Genomic DNA, 14,473 nt, shown 5'->3' with positions numbered 1-14,473 from the left:
ACAATCTGGATGTGTCGGTCCATCTCGGCAACCGGAAGAAGGACGGTGAAGAGCATCATGAAAGGCTTCGTCTTCCACGGCCCCGGGCAGTCCGCCTGGGAAGAGGTCCCGGACCCAGACATCAAGGAACCCACGGACGCCGTCGTGCGGGTGGACGCCGTCACCATCTGCGGTACCGACCTGCACATCCTCAAGGGCGACGTGCCCGAGGTGCGCCCGGGCACGGTCCTGGGCCACGAGGCGGTCGGCGAGATCGTGGAGGTCGGCAGCGACGTCCGGACCGTCCGTCCGGGCGACCGCGTGCTGGTCTCCTGCATCAGCGCCTGCGGCCGCTGCCGCTACTGCCGAGAGGGCAGTTACGGCCAGTGCAGGGGCGGCGGGGGCTGGATCCTGGGCCACCTGATCGACGGCACCCAGGCCGAGTACGTCCGTGTCCCGTACGCCGACCTGTCCGTGCACGCCCTGCCCGGAGCGGTCGAGAGCAAGGACGCCGTCCTGCTCGCGGACATCTTCCCGACCGCTTACGAGGTGGGCGTTCTCAACGGACGGGTACGGCCGGGAGACACGGTCGCCGTGGTCGGAGCCGGGCCCATCGGCCTCGCGTCGATCGCCACGGCCCGCTTGTTCGCTCCCGAGCGGATCGTCGTCGTCGACCTCGCGGCGTCGCGGCTGGAGGCGGCGAAGCAGCTGGGCGCCGACGCCGTGGCCGACGCCCGCGAAGACCCCGAGCAGCTGATCGCCGATCTCACCGACGGACTCGGCGCGGATGTGGTCATCGAGGCGGTCGGGGCGCCGGAGAGCTTCGAGATGTGCACCCGCATGGTGCGGCCCGGCGGCCACGTGGCCAACGTCGGCGTGCACGGCAAGCCCGCCACGCTGCACCTGGAAGACCTGTGGATCAAGAACGTGACCATCACCACCGGTCTCGTGGACACCCACTCCACGCCCACCCTGCTGCGCATGGCCGCCGCGGGCCGGCTGCCCACCGCGCAGCTGGTCACCCACACCTTCCCCCTGGACAGCATGGAGGAGGCGTACGACGTCTTCGCCCGGGCCGCCGACACCGGCGCGCTCAAGGTCGTCCTCGGTGAGCAGTCGCACGAGGAAGTCGCCGTCCGGGCGACCTGACGAAAGGACGTGACAGGTCATGACCGAACCACACACGACGAAGGCTCCGGAGGGAGCGCCGTCGGGTGATCTGGGCCGCCGGCTCGCGACGCGCCGCGCCCAGCTCGGGCTGACGCGCGAGGAGACAGCCGAGCGGGCGGACATGGCCCCCGGCTACCTGCGGCACCTGGAGGAGCATCCCGACGCCGCACCGAGCCAGAGCGCGCTGCTCAAACTCGCCGGAGCCCTGGAGACCACCCTCCTGGCGCTCACCGGAGGGGACGCCGACCGGCCGCCCGGTCCCGGCCTCGCCGGGCACTCCCCCTCGTTCACCGAGATGAGCAGGACAGAGTGCGGCGATCTGCTCTCCTCGCACGGCGTCGGAAGGCTCGCGGTGTCGACCGTCCACGGCCCGGTGATCGTCCCCGTCAACTACAGCGTCGTCGACGGCACGATCGTCTTCAGGACCGCACAGGGCGCCACCCCGTCCCTCGCGGTCGGCTCGCCCGTCGCCTTCGAGATCGACCGCATCGACGACGCGTTCAGCCAGGGCTGGAGCGTGCTGGTGCGCGGCCACGCGCGCATGGTGACCGACATCTCCGAGGCGCACATGCTCGCCCGGCGGGCCTACAGCACGCCATGGGCCGGCGGCCGGCGCGACGTGTGGGTGCGCGTCGAACCGTACGCCGTCACGGGACGCCGCATCACGGTCTGAGCCGGATCGTTCGCGGACGGGCCGGGGGCCGACGGCCTCCGGCCGGGGTTCCGCACGGCCTGACGACGGACCGCGCACCCCATTCACCACGTGCCGCATCAGTCATTCATCACGTGCCGCATCAGTGAGAGACGAGAAGGAAGATGGACGCCAACGACGGATTCCGCGAACTCGACCGGCCGGAGTGTCTGCGTCTGCTGGCCACCGTGCCCGTGGGGCGCATCGTGTACACACGGCACGCGCTGCCCGCCGTCCTGCCCGTCAACTTCTGTCTGGACCACGACGGCGCGGTGCTGGTGCGCACGTCGGCCTCCTCGGAACTGGTGGCCGCGGTCGACGGAGCGCTGGTCGCTTTCGAGGCCGACGAGGTCGACGCCGCCACGCACTCCGGGTGGAGCGTGGTGGTCATGGGATCGGCCGCTGTCGTGACCGAGCCCGCCGAGCACACACGGATGCTGCGGACCGGGCCGCGGTCCTGGGCGCCGGCGCCGCAGGAGGTCTTCCTGCGCATCGCCCCGGAGCTGCTCACCGGACGCGAACTCGTCGGCGGCCGGTCCCTGTACGGCGTGTCCCTTCCCTGACGAACAGGCCGGGCCACAAGGGCCGTTCGGCTTGGGGGCGGGCCCGCTCGGCGGATGCCCAGGGCTTCGGAGCCCGAGGAGCATCGTCCGGGGAGGCCGGTGCCCACGGCACGCGGGGCCTCCGCCGGACAGGCACTCGACGAAGGGGAGGGACCGGCCATGACGTTGCGACACATAGCCGTGGGAGTGGACGGCTCCGTGATCTCGGTACGGGCGTTGGACTGGGCCGCCGCGGAAGCCGAACGGCACGGCGTGGCGCTGCGCGTGCTGTACGCCGTCGCCGACCGTGACGAGGCCGCACCGGTCCTTCGTTCCGCGGCGTCGCGGACACGGCGGCGGCATCCGGGCCTGCCGGTGACGACCGTGGCCGTGGAAGGCGGCGCGGTGCACGCGCTGGCGCGGGAGAGCGCGGGCGCGGACCTGACGGTCGTGGGCACACGCGGCCTGGGCGCGCTGACCGGCACGGCGTTCGGGTCGGTGGGGACGAGGCTGGCCGCGCTCGCCCGGGGCCCGCTCCTGGTCGTCCGGGGGGACCACCCGTGCGACGACGGACGGGACGTGCTGCTCGGCCTGGAGGACGACACGGACGCCGAGGCCGCGGCCTATGCCTTCCAGGAGGCCGAGCGCCGGGGTGTGAGGCTCCGTGTCGTGCACTCCTGGAGCCGCCGGCACATCACCCCCGAACTGCCCTCTCTCGTGACGGCGCGCAGCCCGGGCCAGGAACGCCCGGCCCGTGAGGCCCGTGCCGAGGAGGCCGTGCCGCGCTATGCCCTGGCCCGGCTGCGCGACATGCACCCGGACGTCGTGGTCGACGCCCGCACGGTCCGCGCCGCCCCGGCTGACGTCCTCCTCGAGGCGACCCGGGAGGCCGCCGTGGCCGTCATCGGCGCCCACCGCCGTACGAGCGTCTTCGGCCCGCGCCTGGGCCCGGTCGCCCACGTGCTCATGCACCGGGCGCGCTGCCCGGTGGTCCTCGTCCCGCACGGATGACGGGCGGCCCACCGGCGGGCTGCGTCACGGCGGCCGGCACGAGGGACGTCCCTCGCGCCGGCCGCCGTGACGCAGCCCGACCGACGGCGTCCGGCCGGAAGAGGACGGATCGCGGGCCGGGCCGCGGGTGGGATCGTGCTGCCGTCAGTCGGGTTCCGTCAGACGGATCCCGGTGACCAGGTCGGGGTGGATGCGGACGGCGTGATCCATCCGCTGCGTGCTCCAGGGGCGCAGCAGGGTCCGGTAGCGGGCCAGTTCCCGTGGATCGGTGACCAGCCGCGCATAGCCCGTGACGACCACGCTCCATCCCCGATGGGTGGCCGGGTCGATGTCGTCGGCCTCGTAGGCGACGACGGCGCCCTCGCCCCCGGCGTGCCCGGTGTACCGGGTCAGCGCGGCGTCACCGTGGGTGCGGATGACGATGTCGCCGTCGACCAGCACATGGTTGACCGGACGGATGGTCGGCAGCGCCTGCCGGGTGAAGACGATCCGTCCCAGGGACACGCCGCCCAGGAGCCGCAGGGCCTCCGCGCCCGCCAGCTCGACAGTTCGTATCGTCGGGTCACTCACCGGTTCTCCGTTTCCCGCCGCCGTACCTGGGTCCGAACCGTGTGCACGGAGCGACACCGCGGGGGATCGGTGCCGCTCCTGCTCCTACTCTCCCTCGGACCGTGCCGTTTCCGCTGGTGCCGAAGGTCCCTGTCGAGGGGGCCGGATGTACCCCTCGACAGGTGGGCTTCCTGTGGTGCATGGTCTCCCGCGCGGCGGCCCGGACGTCGGGGGCGTGGTGGCCCTCGGGCCGGTGTCCGCCGCGGCTCACGCCGTGCCCGGGTCCTCCGGCGCCGGCTGCGAGGGCCCGCTTCCGCCGCGCCACGGCGGTGCGGTCGTGCGGTGGCCGTCGTCCCGGGCCCGGGCGGCCTTGTCCGTCTGACGGCGCAGCCGGTCCTGGAGCCGGTCGACGAGCGCCGTGCCGCCGGCCTCCTCGACCGTCACGACCACCTGGCGTCCGCCGACGCGCAGATCGGCCGTGGCCGACCACGGGCGGTCGCAGTGGTGAGCGGCCGCCCGCACGACGCGCACCTCGCCGGAGACGGCGGGCAGACCGGTCCGGCCCACCACGGCGTCGATCTTCGTGCGGGCGTACGCCAGGGTCTCCTCGTCCACGGCGCCCTCGTGGCGCAGCCGGACCGCGGGCGTCTGCCGGGTGTCGTCGGTGTTCATCAGGGTTTCCTCCTCGGGGATGTCGGCAGGTCCGGCGGGGCTCAGGCCGCGCTGCCGGGCAGCCACAGGTCGGGGCCGAAGACCTCGTAGCGGATCCGCTGTGCGGGGACCCCGGCGCGCAGCAGCCGCCCGCGCACGTCCCGCATGAAGGGCAGCGGACCGCACAGGAACACGGAGGCGTCGTCGGGGAGTTCGATGCCGCTCAGGTCCATCAGGCCGGTGCGGGCGTCGGGTTCCTGCGTTCCGGGTCGCTCGTACCAGAAGACGGCGCGAGCGTCCGGCAGTTGCGCGACGAGGTCGCGGGTCTCGGCGCGCAGGGCGTGGTCCGCGGGGGAGTGGTCGGCGTGCAGGACCAGGACCGGGCGAGTCGAGCCGAGCGCCGCGAGGTGGGCCAGTATCCCCGCCATGGGGGTGCAGCCGATGCCCGCCGAGACGAGCACGAGGGGGGCGCCGGCGTCGGCCCGGTCGTCGAGGAAGACGTCGCCGAACGGGGCGGACAGCAGCAGCTCGTCGCCCTCGCGGACGCTGTCGTGCAGCAGGGTGGAGACCTCACCGTCCGGGCCGTCGGCGTCGCCGCCGACCCGCTTCACGGTGATCCGCCGCAGGTCCGAGCCGGGAGCCGAGGACAGGCTGTACTGGCGCAGCTGGTGCATCCCGTCGGCCATGGTCACGCGCACGCTCACGTACTGGCCCGCCCGGGCCCGCGGAGCGGGTTCGCCGTCGGCCGGGCGGAGCAGGAAGGACACCACGTCGGCGGTCTCGGTACGGCGTTCGACGACCGTCCAGGGCCGCCAGATCCCGCCGGGCTGGACGCCCGCGTCCTGGTAGAGGAGGGCCTCGCGGCTGATCAGGGCGCCGGCCATCAGCCAGTAGACCTCGTCCCAGGCGGCCGCCACCTGCGGAGTGACCGCGTCGCCGAGGACCTGGGCGATCGCGCCGAACAGGTACTTGTGCACGATCGTGTACTGGTCGTCGGTGACGCCGACGGCGGCGTGCTTGTGGGCGATCCGGGACAGCAGCGCGTCCGGACGCGCCCCGGGGTTCTCCAGCAGGGCGCCGGCGAAACCGGCGATCGACCCTGCCAGGGCCCGGCGCTGGGCGCCGCTGGCCTGGTTGCCGCGGTTGAACATCCCGTCGAGCAGCTCCGGCCGGTCGTGGAACATCGTGGCGTAGAAGCGGGCGGTGATCTCGTCGAGCGCTCCGGCCACGGCGGGCAGGGTGGCCCGTACGAGGGTGGCGGATTCTGCGGACAGCATGGGATCTCCCGGAAAGGGTGGACGGAAGGGAAAGGGTGGACGGAAGGCAGGGAGCCGCGCCGCCTCGGGCGGTGGCGTCTCCTGTCTAGCAGCCGCCGGACCTCGTTTCGGCGCCGTTCGGGGCCGGAGGGCCGAAGCAGGGCCGAAGGGCCCTGTCACCGGGGCGCATCGGCCCCGCGGGTCCCGGCGGACGGGGGCCGGACGGCGCGGCCGCGACGGCCGGGCGACCCTGTCGTCGCCGTCGCCGGGCCCTCGCGGCCGCGACGACGGCGACGACAGGGCCGGGGCCGTCAGGTCCGCTCGGCGTCGGTGCGGGTCCGCGCACGTCCGTAGTAGGCGGTACGCATCAGTTCCCGCATGTCGTCGAGCATGGGCATCCTCGGGTTGGCGGGCGCGCACTGGTCCTCGTAGGCGTTCAGGGCCTGCTGGGGGAGGGCGTCGAGGAAGGACCGCTCGTCGACGCCGAGAGCCTGGAACGTCGGCTCGATGCCCACCGCGTCGCGGAGCCGCTCCACCGCGGAGGCGAGCGACTCGACTCCCTCGGCCGGGGTGGCGGCGGGCAGACCGAGCGTGCGGGCGATGTCCTGGAAACGCTCGGGGGCCCGGTAGTTCTCGTACTTGGGCCAGCCGGTGAGCTTCGAGGGGACGGTGCCGTTGTAGCGGATGACATGCGGCAGCAGCACGGCGTTGGTGCGGCCGTGGGCGACGTGGAAGGTGGCGCCGAGCGTGTGGGACATGGCGTGCACGATGCCGAGGAACGCGTTGCCGAAGGCCATGCCCGCGAGGGTGCCGGCGTTGTGCATCTTCTCCTGGGCACGGGGCCGGGCCGCCCGGTCGTTCACGGCGGCCTCGATGTTGCCGAAGATCAGCCTGATCGCGTGCAGGGCGAGGCCGTCGGTGAAGTCGTTGGCGTACACGGACACATACGCCTCGACGGCGTGGGTGAGGGCGTCGAAGCCGCTGTCGGCGGCCAGCGCGCGGGGCAGCGCGGCGGTGAGCAGCGGGTCGACGATGGCCACGCTGGGGGTCAGCGCGTAGTCGGCCAGCGGGTACTTCTTGCCCGTGGCGGGATCGGAGATGACGGCGAACGGCGTCACCTCCGCGCCGGTGCCGGAGGTGGTGGGGACGCACACGAGGCGGGCGAGCCTGCCCAGGGTCGGGAAGCGGAAGGCGCGCTTGCGGATGTCGGAGAACTTGTGCCGCATGTCGGCGAAGTCGACGTCCCTGCCCTCGGCCTGCTCCTCGTACAGCAGCCACATCACCTTGGCGGCGTCCATGGGGGAACCGCCGCCGAGGGCGATGATGGTGTCGGGACGGAAGTCGCCCATCAGGCGGGCGTCGCGCCGGACGGAGTCGATGCTCGGCTCGGGCTCGACGTTGTCGATGACCTGGACCGTGACCGGCTCCCGGCGGCGGCGCAGCACGCGCTCGACCCGGTCGACCAGCCCGAGGCGGGTCATCGTCGCGTCGGTGACGACGGTGACCCGGTGGACGTCCGGCATGGAGGCGAGATAGCGGATGGACTGCGGCTCGAAGTAGATCTTCGGCGGGACCTTGAACCACTGGAGGTTGTTGCGGCGCGCCGTGACGCGCTTGACGTTCAGCAGCTGGGCGGCGGAGACGTTGTTGGACACCGACGTGCTGCCCCAGGATCCGCAGCCGAGCGTCAGCGACGGCAGCAGACTGTTGTAGATGCCGCCGATCGCGCCCTGCGAGGACGGCGCGTTGACGATGATCCGCACGGTCTTCATCCGCTTGCCGTACGCCTCGGCCAGTGCCGGGTCCTCGGTGTGGATGACGGCGCTGTGCCCCTGCCCGTGGAAGGCCACCATGTCGGCGGCCAGGTCGAAGCCCTGCTCGGTGGAGCCGGCGCGCAGCACGGCGAGCACCGGGCAGAGCTTCTCGCGGGTGAGCGGCTCGTCCGGTCCGACGCGGTCGGCCTCGACGAGGATGAGCGAGGTGCCGTCGGGCACCGTGAAGCCCGCCTGCTCCGCGATCCACGCCGGACTCCGTCCCACGGCCGCGGAGTTGACCTTGACTTCGCTGCCCGCGCCCGTGGCGTCCGCCCGGCTCGCGGGGAACAGGAACGTCTCCAGCTTCGCCTTCTCCTCGGCCGTGGCCAGATGGGCGTGCAGGGTGCGGAACTCGGCCAGGGCGGCGTCGTAGATCTCCTCGTCCAGGATGACGGCCTGCTCCGAGGCGCAGATCATGCCGTTGTCGAACGCCTTCGACAGCACCACGTCGTTGACGGCCCGGCGCAGCTCGGCGCTGCGGTGGACGTAGGCGGGGACGTTGCCGGCGCCCACGCCCAGGGCGGGCTTGCCGGCCGAGTAGGCCGCCTTGACCATGGAGTTGCCGCCGGTCGCCAGGATCAGCGAGACGCCCGGGTGGCGCATCAGGGTGCCGGTCGCCGCGACGGACGGGGTCTCGATCCACTGCACGCAGTGTTCCGGCGCACCGGCGGCGACGGCGGCGTCGCGCACGATGCGGGCCGCCTCCGCGCTGCACCGCTGGGCGGAGGGGTGGAAGGCGAACACGACGGGATTGCGGGTCTTCAGCGCCATCAGTGCCTTGAAGACGGTGGTGGACGTCGGATTGGTGACGGGGGTGACCGCGCACACCACGCCGACGGGCTCGGCCACCTCGGTCATGTCGTCGATGTCGTCGCGGGCGATGACGCCGACCGTCTTCATCGGGCCCATGCTGTGTGTGACGTGCTCACAGGCGAACATGTTCTTGGCGGCCTTGTCCTCGAAGACCCCCCGCCCGGTCTCCTCCACCGCGAGCATCGCGAGCGCGGTGTGCTGGTCGAGGGCGGCGACCGAGGCCTTCTTCACCATGTGGTCGACCTGTTCCTGGTCGAGCGCCTCGTAGTCGGCGAGCGCCTTCAGTCCGTTCGTCACCAGGCGGTCCACCGCGATGGCGATGTCGGACGGCGCGGGGGCGGGCCCGGTGGTCGCAGTGCGGTCGTCTCGGCGGGTCATGGGAACGAGCCTCCGTCGTCGAGGGGGCGCCGTACGATGCGGCGGCCCGGGGGGAAGCGGTACCTCGGGGACCGGTACCGCCTCCGGCACAGCGTCTCTCGTCAGCGCGGGCCAGCCCCAGGTCCCGTAGGTCCTTCGACGGGGCCGACCGGCCCTGAACCGCTGTGCGCCGTAAGCCTGTTGACGACGCCCACCACACCGTCCACCCGGTACGTCAGCCGGATCGCGCGCGGTACGTCGGCGTCGTCCAGGTCGCCCTTCAGCGTGACCATGCCGTCCCGGACCGTGACGGCCACGCCGTGGACCGGCCGGCCCACGGCGCCCGGCAGCACCTCGTCCTGGATCTCCCGGGAGATCTCGTCGTCCGTGCGCAGAAAGACACGCAGCAGATCGCGGCGGGTGGCGATGCCGATCAGCCGGTCCTCCTCGTCCACGACCGGGAGCCGCTCGACGCCGTGACGCTCCATCATCCGCGCGGCGTCCGCGACGCGCTGTTCCGGGTGCACGGTGACCGCGGGAGTGGACATCAGCTCCCGCGCCGTGACGAGGCCGGTGGGGTCGCCGGCGCGACGGGCGGAGCGGCCGGGCGGCAGCCGGAACCGGCGCGCCCGGACCTTCGGGGACCGGGCCGCCTGGTGGCGGATCAGATCGGTCTGCGAGATCACGCCGACGACCTTGTCGTCGCCGTCCACGACGGGCAGCCCGCTGATCCGGTGCCGGTCCAGCAGCCGTGCGACGTCCTTGAACGACGTCTCCTGGTGCGCCTCGACGACCTCGCAGGTCATCACTTCACCGACGATGCGGGCCATGCCGACCACTTCCCTTGCTCTCTGGTCACCTGCTGTCGCTCGTCCCGGTCCCGGTGAGCGTGGCGCGTCCGGCCTCCAGCCGGGCGACCGGCACGCGGAACGGCGAGCAGGAGACGTAGTCCAGTCCCGCCGAGTGGAAGAAGTGGACGGACGCGGGATCGCCGCCGTGCTCGCCGCAGACGCCGATCTTCAGGTCCGGGCGGGCGGCGCGCCCCTCGTCGACCGCGATACGGACCAGCCGGCCCACGCCGTCGCGGTCGAGCGTCTCGAACGGCGAGGTGGCGAAGATGCCCTTGTCGAGGTAGGCGGAGAAGAAGGCCGCTTCGACGTCGTCGCGGGAGAATCCCCAGGTGGTCTGGGTGAGGTCGTTGGTGCCGAAGGAGAAGAACTCCGCCTCCTCGGCGATCCGGCCGGCGGTGAGCGCGGCCCGGGGCAGCTCGATCATGGTGCCGACCGGGCAGTGCACGGGGACGCCGGACTCCCGGGAGACCTCGGCGAGGACGCGTTCCACCTCCTCCCGTTCGATGCGCAGCTCCTCGACGGCGCCGACCAGCGGCACCATGATCTCCGCCTCGGGAGAGCCCCCGGCCTTCGTCCGCTCCACGACCGCCTCGGCGATCGCCCGCACCTGCATGGCGACCAGTCCCGGGACCACCAGGCCCAGCCGCACGCCGCGCAGCCCGAGCATCGGGTTCTCCTCGTGCATGCGGGTGACGGCCTCGAGCAGCTCGGTGTCGTGGGGGTCGGGCACGCCGCCCCGCGCTTCGGCGGTGGCGATGCGCACGGCGAGTGCGGTGCGGTCGGGGAGGAACTCGTGCAGGGGCGGGTCGATGAGCCGGATGGTGACCGGCAGGCCGTCCATCGCCTCCAGGATGCCGGTGAAGTCCTGCCGCTGGAGCGGCAGGAGCGCGCCGAGCGCCCGCTCGCGCTCGCTCTCGTCGCCGGCCAGGATCATCGCCTCGACCAGCTTGCGGCGCTCACCGAGGAACATGTGCTCGGTACGGCACAGTCCGACGCCCTGGGCGCCGAAGCGCCGGGCGCGGGCCGCGTCCTCGGGGGTGTCGGCGTTCGCCCGCACCTCCAGCCGCCGGGCGCCGTCGGCGCGCTCCATGGCCCAGGCCACGGCCTCGACCAGCCGGTCGGACCGCTCGCCCGTCTCGAACCAGCGCATCACGGCGGAGTCGACCAGCGGAGCGGCGCCCAGGTACACGGCGCCCTCGGAGCCGTCGACGGAGACGACCGTGCCCTCCTCGACGACGGTGTCGCCCACGGTGAAGCGGCGCGCCGCCGGGTCCACGGTGACCTCCTCGGCGCCGCACACGCACACCGTGCCCATGCCCCGGGCGACCACTGCCGCGTGGCTGGTCTTGCCGCCGCGGCTGGTCAGCACTGCCTGCGCGGCGATCATGCCCGGAAGATCGTCGGGAGTGGTCTCCTGGCGGACGAGGACGACCCTCTCGCCCGTCGCCGCCCGGCGGACCGCCTCGACGGAGTCGAACACCGCCGCGCCCACGGCCGCGCCCGGCGAGGCCGGGAGGCCGTGCGCGAGCGGCTCGCCTACGGACGAGGTGTCGAACCGGGGGAACATCAGCCGGGCGAGCCCGTCGCCGTCCACCCGGGCCAGACCCTCGTCGGCGGTGATCAGCCCCTCGTCGGCCAGCTCCGCGGCGATGGCGAACGCCGCCTCGGCGGTGCGCTTGCCCACCCGGGTCTGCAGCATCCACAGCCGGCCGCGCTCGATGGTGAACTCGATGTCGCACAGATCCCGGTAGTGCGTCTCCAACGTCCGCATATGGCCGCACAGTTGCTCGTACGAGTCGGGGTCCAGCTCTTCCAGGGCGGTCAGCGGGACGGTGTTGCGGATGCCCGCGACGACGTCCTCGCCCTGTGCGTCGGCCAGGTAGTCGCCGTAGAGACCGGGCCGGCCCGTGGCCGGGTCGCGGGTGAAGGCCACACCGCTGCCGGAGTCGGGGCCGAGGTTGCCGAAGACCATGGTCTGCACGTTGACCGCGGTGCCCAGATCGTCGGCGATGTGCTCGCGACGGCGGTACACCCGGGCGCGCTCGCCCCGCCAGGACTCGAACACGGCGAGGACCGCGCGGCGCAACTGCTCGCCCGGGGACTGCGGGAAGTCCTCGCCGGTCTCCCGGCGGATCAGCTCCTTGTACGTCCGGACGAGATCGGCCAGGTCGGCCGCGCCCAGAGCCAGGTCGTCCGACGCGCCCCGGGCCCTCTTCAGGTCGGACAGGGCCTTCTCGAACAGCGAGTCGTCGACACCCATCACCGTGGCGCCGAACATCTGCACCAGCCGGCGGTAGGAGTCCCAGGCGAAGCGCTCGTTCCCGGACACCTTCGCCAGGCCGAGGACGGAGTCGTCGCCGAGGCCGACGTCCAGGATCGTCTCCATCATGCCGGGCATGGAGAAGCGGGCCCCGGAGCGCACGGACAGCAGCAACGGGTCGTCGGGCTGCCCCAGCAGCCGTCCGGCGGCCCGCTCCAGAACGGTCAGATGCTCGGCGATCTCGCGGGCCAGGCCGTCCGGCTCGGCCCCGGTCGCCAGAAACGCCCGGCAGGCCTCGGTCGACACGGTGAACCCCGGCGGGACGGGCAGCCCCAGCCGGGTCATCTCGGCCAGGTTCGCGCCTTTGCCGCCGAGCAGGCCGGCCTGGTCACGGCCGCCCTCGGTGAAGTCGTACACGTAACGGACCATGGCGCCGGTCTCCTCCGTCGGTCTGCGGGCTGGACACAGCTCCAGCGTCCGGCCGCCGCAAGGGGGAGGGGCAGGGGCTGTCGGTCCTCTCCACGGGGCCGGTCGGCCCAGGCGTGGCGCCTCGGACACTCGGCCTGATCCGCTACCGCCTGCTGCGGCCGGGAGCTAACGTGGCACATGATCGGACCGGTGGGCGTCCGGACGTCGAGGGGACCTGGAGGAACACAGGGTGGGAAGCCCCGAGGAGGCCCGCGTACGGCTGCCTCAGCTGCGACTGGACGAACTGCTGGAGGAGCTGCAGGCACGGCTGGACGCGGCCCGCGGCACCCAGGACCGGGTGCACAGCCTGCTGGAGGCGGTGCTCTCGGTCGGCAGGGAGCTGGACCTGGAGCAGGCCCTGCACAGCATCGTGGAGGCCGCTGCGGCGCTGGTCGACGCGGAGTACGCGGCGCTCGGCGTGATCGGCCCGGACGGCAGACGGCTGTCGGCCTTCCACACGGTCGGCGTCAGCGACGAGCAGATCGCCCGCATCGGGCCCTACCCGGAGGGCCACGGCATTCTGGGCGAGCTGATCACGCACCCGGAGCCGCTGCGCCTGGCGAAGCTCTCCGACCACCCGGCCTCGTTCGGCTTCCCGGCGCACCACCCGCCGATGAACACCTTCCTGGGCGTCCCGATCCGGGTACGCGACCAGGTCTTCGGCAACCTGTACCTCACCGAGAAACGGGGCGGCGCCCAGTTCGACGAGGACGACGTCTCGGTCACGCTGACGCTCGCCGTGGCGGCCGGGATCGCGATCGACAACGCCCGGCTGTACGAGGAGTCCCGGCTGCGGGAACGCTGGCTGCGGGCGAACGCGGAGATCGCGCACAGCCTGATGTCCGGCGGTGACGGCACGCAGGTGCTCGCACTGATCGCCGAGCGGGCCGGCGAGATCACCGGATCCGCGCTGGCCGCGGTCGCGCTCCCCATGGCCGACACCGGGACGCTCGCCGTGGAGATCGCCGTCGGCATGGACGCCGAGGCGCACCGGGGGCTCGTCCTGTCCATGGACAAGAGCCTGATGGGACTGGCCTTCGCCGCCGCGGCCCCGGTCACCAGCATCGACGTCGGCCACGACGAACGGATCTCCCTCGAGCCTCCCCGGTTCGGCGGCCTCGGCCCCGCCGTGGCCGTGCCCATCGGCACGGGCGAGGCGGGCGCACGGGGCGTGGTGCTGCTGGCGCGCGAGACCGGCGAGCCGGCGTTCTCGGCGACGGAGACCGAGACGCTGCAGGCCTTCGCCGCGCAGGCGGCCGTCGCCATGGAACTGGCGGAACGCCGTCAGGACGCCGAGCAGATCGCGGTGCTGGAGGACCGCGACCGGATCGCCCGCGACCTGCACGACCTGGCGATCCAGCGGCTGTTCGCCACCGGAATGACGCTCCAGAGCGCTGGCCGTTTCATCGAGCACGAGGGCGCTTCCGAACGCGTGGTGCGCGCGGTGGACGACCTCGACGAGACCATCAAGATCATCAGGTCGACGATCTTCGGACTGCGCACCCGTGACGGCGCAGGGGAGGCCGGGCTGCGGGCGCGTGCCGTACGGGTCGTCGGGGAGGCCGCGCCGGTGCTCGGCTTCGCCCCCAGCGTCCGGATGGAGGGCCTGCTGGACACCGACGTGCCGAAGGAGACCGCCGACCACGTGGTGGCCGTGCTCTCCGAGGCCCTGACCAACATCGCCCGGCACGCCCGTGCGAGCCGCGCCGAGGTGGTTCTGGCCACGGACGGGCGGGAAGTGCGGCTGTCGGTCACCGACAACGGGGCGGGCCTTCCGTCCGGCGGCCGCCGCAGCGGGCTGCGCAACATGGCCGAGCGGGCCGAGCAGTCGGGCGGCCGGCTGGAACTGGGCGCTCCCGAGGGCGGCGGCACCGCGCTGACGTGGCGCGTGCCGTTGCGCAAGGCTTAGGCCGTCCAGGGCCTGCGGTCCGCGTCCGGCGGAGCGTTCAGCGTGGTTCGCGTCGGCTCGACAGCGGATGAGGGGAGCCGGGGCCCCGTCCGCTCGCAAGGGCAGGGTCGGTAGGGGCGCTCTCATGCGGGCGCTCTCCTGCGGGCACGGTC

The 14,473-nt window shown here is 72.9% G+C and carries 11 protein-coding genes; 5 read left to right on the top strand and 6 right to left on the bottom strand.

All coding sequences use genetic code 11. The features are described from left to right. Positions 1 to 57 precede the first annotated feature (57 nt). The 4 genes from IE239_RS19100 (at position 58) to IE239_RS19085 (ending at position 3,393) form a co-directional block, all read left to right on the top strand. Positions 58 to 1,128 (top strand): zinc-dependent alcohol dehydrogenase family protein, encoded by a 1,071-nt coding sequence (locus IE239_RS19100; RefSeq protein WP_190150629.1) that lies wholly within the window; start codon positions 58 to 60, stop codon positions 1,126 to 1,128. A gap of 19 nt (positions 1,129 to 1,147) precedes the next feature. Beyond that, entirely contained in the window at positions 1,148 to 1,822 is a 675-nt protein-coding gene (locus IE239_RS19095) for a helix-turn-helix domain-containing protein (RefSeq protein ID WP_190150567.1), read from the top strand. A gap of 143 nt (positions 1,823 to 1,965) precedes the next feature. Then, complete coding sequence (locus tag IE239_RS19090; RefSeq protein WP_190150566.1) at positions 1,966 to 2,403, top strand: pyridoxamine 5'-phosphate oxidase family protein; 438 nt, start codon at positions 1,966 to 1,968, stop codon at positions 2,401 to 2,403. 159 nt (positions 2,404 to 2,562) lie between these two features. After that, positions 2,563 to 3,393, top strand: coding sequence for a universal stress protein (locus IE239_RS19085; RefSeq protein WP_190150565.1), 831 nt, complete (start codon positions 2,563 to 2,565; stop codon positions 3,391 to 3,393). Positions 3,394 to 3,537: 144 nt separating this feature from the next. On the opposite strand, the gene IE239_RS19080 is transcribed toward IE239_RS19085, so the two are convergent. The 6 genes from IE239_RS19080 to ppdK form a co-directional block, all read right to left on the bottom strand. Next, entirely contained in the window at positions 3,538 to 3,963 is a 426-nt protein-coding gene (locus IE239_RS19080) for a pyridoxamine 5'-phosphate oxidase family protein (RefSeq protein WP_229878183.1), read from the bottom strand. Between the two features lie 246 nt (positions 3,964 to 4,209). Then, on the bottom strand, positions 4,210 to 4,614 hold the full coding sequence (locus IE239_RS19075; RefSeq protein WP_190150563.1) for a hypothetical protein: 405 nt from the start codon (positions 4,612 to 4,614) through the stop codon (positions 4,210 to 4,212). 41 nt (positions 4,615 to 4,655) lie between these two features. Beyond that, complete coding sequence (locus IE239_RS19070) at positions 4,656 to 5,870, bottom strand: globin domain-containing protein (RefSeq protein ID WP_190150562.1); 1,215 nt, start codon at positions 5,868 to 5,870, stop codon at positions 4,656 to 4,658. A 290-nt stretch (positions 5,871 to 6,160) separates the two neighbouring features. Beyond that, complete coding sequence (gene adhE / locus IE239_RS19065; protein WP_190150561.1) at positions 6,161 to 8,854, bottom strand: bifunctional acetaldehyde-CoA/alcohol dehydrogenase; 2,694 nt, start codon at positions 8,852 to 8,854, stop codon at positions 6,161 to 6,163. Positions 8,855 to 8,955: 101 nt separating this feature from the next. After that, positions 8,956 to 9,663 carry a CBS domain-containing protein gene (locus IE239_RS19060; protein WP_190150560.1) on the bottom strand — a complete coding sequence of 236 codons (708 nt, stop codon included), beginning with the start codon at positions 9,661 to 9,663 and terminating at the stop codon, positions 8,956 to 8,958. A 25-nt stretch (positions 9,664 to 9,688) separates the two neighbouring features. Further along, the gene (ppdK, locus tag IE239_RS19055; protein WP_190150559.1) at positions 9,689 to 12,373 is read right to left on the bottom strand and encodes a pyruvate, phosphate dikinase; all 2,685 of its coding nucleotides are present in this window, start codon (positions 12,371 to 12,373) and stop codon (positions 9,689 to 9,691) included. 229 nt (positions 12,374 to 12,602) lie between these two features. Between ppdK and IE239_RS19050 the strand changes: the two genes are divergently transcribed. Beyond that, positions 12,603 to 14,321 carry a GAF domain-containing sensor histidine kinase gene (locus tag IE239_RS19050; RefSeq protein WP_190150558.1) on the top strand — a complete coding sequence of 573 codons (1,719 nt, stop codon included), beginning with the start codon at positions 12,603 to 12,605 and terminating at the stop codon, positions 14,319 to 14,321. Positions 14,322 to 14,473 lie beyond the last annotated feature (152 nt).

Origin of the sequence: Streptomyces humidus, assembly GCF_014649655.1 — a bacterium.
Taxonomy (GTDB): Bacteria; Actinomycetota; Actinomycetes; order Streptomycetales; family Streptomycetaceae; genus Streptomyces; species Streptomyces humidus.
This window is presented reverse-complemented; position numbering and strand designations above follow the sequence as displayed.